The following is a 7,903-nucleotide window of genomic DNA, read 5'->3' on the forward strand; positions in this document are numbered from 1 at the left end:
CCCGCGCAGGCGGGAATCCATTTTTGAATTTCAGCAACCGTTTTTAAAACACCTGTTTTTTAGTCTTATAGAGTAGCGTGGGCTTTGCCCATGTATGTGCAGCGGAAGAAGTAGCCGTTGAAATTGGTTTTTATGTTTTCTCTATCGCCCGTAGAGCATGGTTTTCAGACGACCTTGTGCGTCAGTAATCCCAGTTTTTTCAAAAGCAACCCGTGGGCAAGCCCACGGCTACGGTTAGTTGTTTTTAAAACCCACCGTCGCTTAGCGTTTCCAATGGATTCCCGCCTGTGCGGGAATGACGGAATGTAATCTTTATCATCATCTCGCGCGTGCCTCGTCCCCAAAACACCTCCGCTGAAAAAAATGCAAAAAGGTCGTCTGAAAACCCTGTTTCCAAGTTTTCAGACGACCTTTCTTATTACAACAATCAATGCCGAATCGGCTTTAAACCACGATGTTTACCAGTCTGCCCGGCACGACGATGATTTTCTTCGCGGGTTTGCCTTCCATGAATTTCACCGCGCCTTCGGTGGCGAGTGCGGCGGCTTCGAGGTCGGTTTTGGAGGCGTCGGCGGCGACGGTGATTTTGCCGCGCAGTTTGCCGTTGACTTGAACCATGACTTCGATTTCGGATTTGACCAAGGCGGCTTCGTCGACTGTCGGCCAGCCTGCTTCCCACAGTTTTGCGCCGTTCAATTCGCTCCACAGGGTTTCGCAGATATGCGGCACGATGGGCCACAACAGACGTACGGCGGTTTCCAATACTTCTTGGGCGACGGCGCGGCCTTGTTCGCTGCCGGTGTCGGTTTTGTCGTATTGGTTGAGCAGTTCCATCACGGCGGCGATGGCGGTGTTGAACTGCTGGCGGCGTCCGTAGTCGTCGCTGACTTTGGCGATGGTGGAATGCAGTTTGTGGCGCAGGTCTTTGAGTTCTTTAGACAAACCGTCTTGGCTGCCTGCAAACGCTTTGACCGAGCCGCCTTGTTTCAGGTATTCGTAAACGGTGCGCCACAGGCGGCGTAGGAAGCGGTGCGCGCCTTCGACGCCGCTGTCGCTCCATTCGAGGGACTGTTCGGGCGGTGCGGCAAACATCATGAACAGGCGGGCGGTGTCCGCGCCGTAGGCGTTAATCAGTTCTTGCGGATCGACGCCGTTGTTTTTGGACTTGGACATTTTTTCCGTGCCGCTGATGACGACGGGTAGTCCGTCGGCTTTGAGGACGGCGGAAACGGGGCGGCCTTTGTCGTCGAAAGTCAATTCGACATCGGCGGGGTTGATCCAGTCTTTGCTGCCGTTGGCATTTTCGCGGTAGTAGGTTTCGCAGACGACCATGCCTTGCGTGAGCAGGCGTTCGAACGGTTCATCAACATTGACCAGACCTTCGTCGCGCATCAGTTTGGTGAAGAAGCGCGCGTACAAGAGGTGCAGAATCGCGTGTTCGATACCGCCGATGTATTGGTCGACCGCGCCCCAGTATTTCGCGGCTTCAGTCGATACCATGCCTTCTGCGAACTTGGGCGACATGTAGCGGAAGAAGTACCAGCTTGATTCCATGAAGGTGTCCATGGTGTCGGTTTCGCGTTTCGCCGCGCTGCCGCAGCATGGGCAGGTGGTTTCGTAAAACTCGGGCATTTTTGCCAGCGGCGAACCCATGCCGTCGGGTACGACGTTTTCAGGAAGGACGACGGGCAGTTGGTCGGCTGGGACGGGTACGTCGCCGCATTTTTCGCAATGGACGATGGGAATCGGGCAACCCCAGTAGCGTTGGCGCGAAATACCCCAGTCGCGCAGGCGGTATTGGGTTTTCGGTTCGCCTGCGTTTTGGCTTTGCAGCTTGGCGGCGATAGCGTCGAAGGCCGTCTGAAAATTCATGCCGTCCAAGCCGCCGCTGTTGACCAATACGCCGTTTTCTTTGTCGCCGTACCACTCTTGCCATTGGTTTGCGTCGAATGCGTTGTCGCCGACGGCAATGACTTGTTTCTTCGGCAGATTGTATTTGGTGGCGAACTCGAAATCGCGTTCGTCGTGCGCCGGAACCGCCATCACTGCGCCGTCGCCGTAGCCCCACAATACATAGTTGGCAATCCACACTTCCAGCTTGTCGCCGTTGAGCGGGTTGACGACGTAGCGGCCGGTCGGCACGCCTTTTTTCTCCATCGTCGCCATATCGGCTTCGGCAACCGAGCCGGCTTTGCATTCGGCGATAAATGCCTGCAATTCGGGTTTGTCGGCGGCTGCGGCGGTTGCCAGCGGATGCTCGGCGGCAACGGCGACATAAGTCGCGCCCATCAGCGTGTCGGGGCGGGTGGTATAAACTTGCAGGAATTTCGCGTAATCGCCTTCCAAGCCTTGTTTGCTGTCGTCTGAAACGGCGAAGCGCACGGTCATACCGCGTGATTTGCCGATCCAGTTGCGCTGCATGGTTTTGACTTGTTCCGGCCAGTGTTCCAGCTTGTCCAAATCGTTGAGCAGCTCTTCGGCGTAATCCGTGATTTTGAAGTAATACATCGGGATTTCGCGTTTTTCGATCAACGCGCCCGAACGCCAGCCGCGTCCGTCGATGACTTGCTCGTTGGCAAGGACGGTTTGGTCGACCGGGTCCCAGTTCACCGTGCCGTTTTTGCGATAGACAATGCCTTTTTCAAACAGCTTGGTAAACAGCCATTGTTCCCAGCGGTAGTATTCGGGTTTGCAGGTGGCGACTTCGCGCTCCCAGTCAATCGCAAAACCCAGGCTTTTGAGCTGGGTTTTCATGTATTCGATGTTGTCGTACGTCCAAGCGGCGGGGGCGACGTTGTTTTTCATCGCCGCGTTTTCCGCCGGCATGCCGAACGCGTCCCAACCCATAGGCTGCATGACGTTGAAGCCGTTTAAGAGTTTGAAGCGGCTCAATACGTCGCCGATGGTGTAGTTGCGCACATGCCCCATGTGCAGCTTGCCGCTGGGGTAGGGGAACATGGAGAGGCAGTAGTATTTGGGTTTGGAAGCGTCTTCGGAGACGTTGAAAATACGGGCGTCGTCCCATTTTTTCTGCGCCGCAGGCTCGATGGCGGCGGGCTGGTAATGTTCTTGCATGGTCATTCTGTTTTTTCGCTTGAAAATGTGAGGGCGGGCTGACGATTCGATAACGGCGGTATTTTGTTCCATAAACTGCCGCCTTGTACGTTAAAAATACGCGTAAGATATCCAATCTTGCTGCATTTTTTGCCTTGAATCTGGCATTTCTGTGCCAAAATCCGGCCCGTTTCGAATTGCCCGTCCGCCTTGAGAAAAATAAAGGAGAGATTATAGCAGGTTGTCGTTAGGTCAGTTTGACAAAGGTCGTCTGAAAACAGAACGGTATTTTTCAGACGACCTCGCATTCAGACACTTGAGTTTTCCCCACCCCACCCATATATCCGGTCTAGTTTTTACACATATCAACAACCATTACTATCATGAGCAACCAAGATTTTTATGCAACACTCGGCGTGGCGCGCGGTGCGAGCGACGACGAAATCAAAAAAGCCTACCGTAAGCTGGCGATGAAATACCATCCCGACCGCAATCCCGACAATAAAGAAGCGGAAGAGAAGTTTAAGGAAATTCAAAAAGCCTACGACACCTTGTCCGACAAAGAAAAACGCGCCATGTACGACCAATACGGCCATGCCGCGTTCGAACAGGGTATGGGCGGCGGCGCGGGCGGATTCGGCGGTTTTGGCGGGTTCGGCGGCGCGCAAGGCTTCGACTTCTCCGACATCTTCAGCCAAATGTTCGGCGGAGGCGGGGGCGGCGGCCGTCAGCAAAACTATCAAGGTGCAGATTTGCAGGTCGGCGTGGAAATTACGTTGGAAGATGCCGCCAAAGGCATCAAAAAACGCATCAATATACCAACCTACGAAGAATGCGATGTCTGCCACGGCAGCGGCGCAAAACCCGGCACGTCCGCATCGACTTGTTCGACCTGTCACGGTTCCGGCACGGTACACGTCCGCCAAGCCATTTTCCAAATGCAGCAGACTTGTCCGACCTGTCACGGCACAGGCAAGGAAATCAAAGACCCGTGTGTCAAATGCCGAGGCGAAGGCCGCACCAAAACCAGCAAAACCGTTGAAGTCAACATTCCCGCCGGCATCGACGACGGTCAACGCATCCGCTTGAGCGGTGAAGGCGAACCGGGTACGCACGGCGCGCCCGCAGGCGATTTGTACGTCAACGTCCGTGTCAAAGAACACAAAATCTTCGAACGCAACGGCTTGGATTTGCATTGCGAGCTGCCCATCAGCTTCGCCGTCGCAGCCTTGGGCGGCGAAGTCGAAGTCCCGACCTTGGACGGCAAAGTCAAACTGAGCATCCCGAAAGAAACGCAAACCGGCCGCCGTATGCGCGTCAAAGGCAAAGGCATCAAATCCCTGCGCTCCAGCGCGACGGGCGATTTGTACTGCCACGTTGTGGTGGAAACGCCGGTCAACCTGACCGACCGCCAGAAAGAGTTGCTGGAAGAGTTTGAAAAAATCTCTACCGGACTTGACCGCAGCCAAACCCCGCGCAAAAAATCGTTCTGGGACAAAGTGGGCGATTTGTTTGACTGATTCGGGTTTGAAAACAGCAAAAGGTCGTCTGAAAGCTGATGTCTTCGGCTTTCAGACGACCTTTTCATCTGTCTGCAAGGCTTTCCCGCTATAATTCCCGCTTTCGCTATTTTCAGACGACCTCATTTCTATGAAATCCTACCCCGATTCCTATCTCCATTTCGAAAACCTCGATGCCCCCGAAACGCTAAACTTCGCCGCTGAAGCGCATTCCGAAACGCGTGCGCGCTTTTTGGACAACGATAAAGCACGCGCGCTGTCGGACGGGATTTTGGCGCAGATGCAGGACACGCGGCAGATTCCGTTTTGTCAGGAACACCGCGCGCGGATGTACCATTTCCATCAGGACGCGGAGTATCCGAAGGGCGTGTACCGCGTGTGTACGGCGGCGACCTACCGTTCGGGCTATCCCGAGTGGAAAATCCTGTTTTCGGTGGCGGATTTCGACGAGCTGCTCGGCGACGATGTGTATCTGGGCGGGGTGTCGCACTTGGTGGAGCAGCCCAACCGCGCGTTGTTGACTTTAAGCAAGTCGGGCGGCGATACGGCTTATACGCTGGAAGTGGATTTGGAAGCGGGCGGGCTGGTCGAGGGCGGCTTTCATTTTCCGGCGGGGAAAAACCATGTGTCGTGGCGCGATGAAAACAGCGTGTGGGTGTGTCCGGCTTGGGACGAGCGGCAGTTGACCGAATCGGGCTATCCGCGCGAGGTATGGCTGGTGGAGCGCGGCAAGAGTTTTGAGGAAAGCCTACCGGTGTACCAAATCGGCGAAGACGGCATGATGGTGAACGCGTGGCGTTACCTCGATCCGCAGGGTTCGCCGATTGATTTGATTGAAGCGTCGGACGGTTTTTACACCAAGACATATTTGCAGGTGTCGTCTAAAGGCGAAGCGAAACCGTTGAATCTGCCCGCCGATTGCGACGTGGTCGGCTATCTGGCGGGGCATCTTTTGCTGACGCTGCGCAAGGACTGGAACCGCGCGAACCAAAGCTATCCGAGCGGCGCGCTGGTGGCGGTGAAGCTGAATCGGGGCGAACTCGGGGCGGCGCAGCTTTTGTTTGCGCCCGATGAAACGCAGGCATTGGAAAGCGTGGAAACGACCAAGCGTTTTGTGGTGGCGAGCCTGCTGGAAAACGTACAGGGTCGTCTGAAAGCGTGGCGTTTTACTGATGGCAAATGGCAGGAAGCCGAGTTGCCGCGCCTGCCGTCGGGCGCGCTGGAAATGACCGACCAGCCGTGGGGCGGCGACGTGGTTTACCTTGCCGCTAGCGATTTCACCACGCCGCTGACGCTGTTTGCGCTGGATTTGAACGTGATGGAACTGACCGTCATGCGCCGCCAGCTGCAGCAGTTTGTTTCAGACGGCATCGAAGTGCGGCAGTTTTGGGCGGTTTCGTCCGACGGCGAGCGCATCCCTTATTTCCACGTCGGCAAAAACGCCGCGCCCGACACGCCGACGCTGGTCTATGCCTACGGCGGTTTCGGCGTGCCCGAGCTGCCGCATTATCTGGGCAGCATCGGAAAATACTGGCTGGAAGAGGGCAATGCCTTCGTGTTGGCGAACATACGCGGCGGCGGCGAGTTCGGCCCGCGCTGGCATCAGGCGGCGCAGGGAATCAGCAAACACAAAAGCGTCGATGATTTGCTTGCCGTCGTGCGCGATTTGTCCGAACGCGGCATGAGTTCGCCCAAACACATCGGTTTGCAGGGCGGCAGTAACGGCGGCCTGATTACCGCCGCCGCCTTCGTGCGCGAACCGCAAAGCATAGGCGCGCTGGTGTGCGAAGTGCCGCTGACCGACATGATCCGCTATCCGCTGCTCTCCGCCGGCGCGAGCTGGACGGACGAATACGGCAACCCGCAGAAATACGAAGTCTGCAAACGTTGGCTGGGCGAATTGTCGCCGTATCACAATCTTTCAGACGACGTGCCATACCCGCCCGCACTCATCACCACCAGCCTCAGCGACGACCGCGTCCATCCCGCCCACGCGCTCAAGTTCTACGCCAAACTGCGCGAAACCTCCGCGCAATCGTGGCTCTACGCTCCGGACGGCGGCGGCCATACCGGCAACGGCACGCAACGCGAATCCGCCGACGAACTCGCCTGCGTGTTGCTGTTTTTGAAAGAGTTTTTGGGGTAAGGGCGGGTGGCGACACTGCTGCCGCGAATGAAAAAAGGTCGTCTGAAATTGCTTTTTCAGACGACCTTTTTTAATGGTTGTTTCAAATCAAAATATCTATGACGCCGGCCCCATCAGCACTTCTTCACATCCGAAGGCAAAAATCCGTAATGCCGCCTGAATGCTTCGTTGAACCGTCCCGCGTGGCGGTAGCCGCAAAAGTGCATGGCGGCTTGGACGGTGCTGCCGGATTCGATGAGGGCGAGCGCGTGTTCCAGCCGCAGGCGGCGCAGGCGTCCGGCGACGGTTTCGCCGGTTTGTGCTTTGAAATAGCGTTTCAGGTAGCATTCGTTCAGTCCGACTCGGCGGGCGATTTCGGCGATGGTCAGCGGGCGGGCGAACTCGCTGTTCAAAATATCGGCGGCTTCATCTATGCGCCGGCGGCGGTAGCCGTTGTCGTGGCGGCGGAAGGTGAAGCGCAATAATCGGGCGGAGAGTTCCAGCGCAGCGGCTTCGTCGGCGAGCAGGCCGAAGCCGTCCGATTCGAACGGGCGTTGCAGCAGGGGGCAGGCCGCCGCCGTCAGTGCCGCCGCGTTTTGCGCCAGCCGTTGCAGGGCGAATCGGCCTATTGTTTGCGGCGAAAACAGGCGTTCGTCCAGCAAGCCTTCGTCGTGCCAGCGGCGCAGTTTTTCCAGCGAAAAATCTAAATGCAGCGCGCACATGCCGCCGTTGTCGGGCAGCAGGGTTTCGGATACGTCCGCCAACTCGCCGCGCACCAGCCAGATTTCGCCGGCAGACGGGCGGTATTCCCTGCCGCCCATTTGTAACCGGTTCTGCCCCGACACCATGACGAACAGGGCGCAGTTGTGGCTGAAATTGTGGATTTCGGTGGGAAACGCGCCCGTTCCGCCGCCGCGCATCCGCGACAGGGTGATGCCCGAGTCGAAGCGGTTGATGCACATTTCCAGATGTAAACCGGGCTGTTTTGCCTGCGCCATGAGCGCGCTGTCGGAACAGCCGTCCAACGCCCAGCCGGATTTATCGGAGCGGACATAGGTTTGGTACTGGCGGTAGATGGCGGCGGTGTTCATGCTTAGATGGGAATGGGTTGTCTGATAAGTGAATTAAATAGGAATTATTGCTAATAATCAAGCGTAGGGATTGGTTGAAACGGGAAAGGTCGTCTGAAAGCGTGTTTCAGACG

The 7,903-nt window shown here is 56.6% G+C and carries 4 protein-coding genes; 2 read left to right on the forward strand and 2 right to left on the reverse strand.

All coding sequences use genetic code 11. The annotated features are described in order from the left end of the window. Positions 1–444: 444 nt before the first annotated feature. Positions 445–3,075, reverse strand: coding sequence for a leucine--tRNA ligase (gene leuS / locus HMPREF2572_RS10450; RefSeq protein WP_070498489.1), 2,631 nt, complete (start codon positions 3,073–3,075; stop codon positions 445–447). A 362-nt stretch (positions 3,076–3,437) separates the two neighbouring features. On the opposite strand from leuS, the gene dnaJ reads away from it, so the two are divergent. Together dnaJ and HMPREF2572_RS10460 are read left to right on the forward strand one after the other, a co-directional pair. Further along, the gene (gene dnaJ / locus HMPREF2572_RS10455) at positions 3,438–4,574 is read left to right on the forward strand and encodes a molecular chaperone DnaJ (protein WP_070498413.1); all 1,137 of its coding nucleotides are present in this window, start codon (positions 3,438–3,440) and stop codon (positions 4,572–4,574) included. A 130-nt stretch (positions 4,575–4,704) separates the two neighbouring features. Continuing rightward, entirely contained in the window at positions 4,705–6,720 is a 2,016-nt protein-coding gene (locus HMPREF2572_RS10460; protein WP_070498415.1) for a prolyl oligopeptidase family serine peptidase, read from the forward strand. A gap of 113 nt (positions 6,721–6,833) precedes the next feature. Here the strand turns inward: HMPREF2572_RS10460 and HMPREF2572_RS10465 are convergent, their stop codons facing one another. Next, positions 6,834–7,790, reverse strand: coding sequence for a helix-turn-helix transcriptional regulator (locus tag HMPREF2572_RS10465; protein WP_049226025.1), 957 nt, complete (start codon positions 7,788–7,790; stop codon positions 6,834–6,836). Positions 7,791–7,903: the final 113 nt, after the last annotated feature.

Source organism: Neisseria sp. HMSC064E01, assembly GCF_001808875.1.
GTDB classification, from domain to species: Bacteria; Pseudomonadota; Gammaproteobacteria; order Burkholderiales; family Neisseriaceae; genus Neisseria; species Neisseria sicca_A.

What these genes read in the sequence shown, in the direction of transcription:
- leuS (WP_070498489.1), bottom strand. Translation starts at nt 3,075, where the DNA reads ATGCAAGAACATTACCAGCCCGCCGCCATCGAGCCTGCGGCGCAGAAA.
- dnaJ (WP_070498413.1), top strand. Translation starts at nt 3,438, where the DNA reads ATGAGCAACCAAGATTTTTATGCAACACTCGGCGTGGCGCGCGGTGCG.
- HMPREF2572_RS10460 (WP_070498415.1), top strand. Translation starts at nt 4,705, where the DNA reads ATGAAATCCTACCCCGATTCCTATCTCCATTTCGAAAACCTCGATGCC.
- HMPREF2572_RS10465 (WP_049226025.1), bottom strand. Translation starts at nt 7,790, where the DNA reads ATGAACACCGCCGCCATCTACCGCCAGTACCAAACCTATGTCCGCTCC.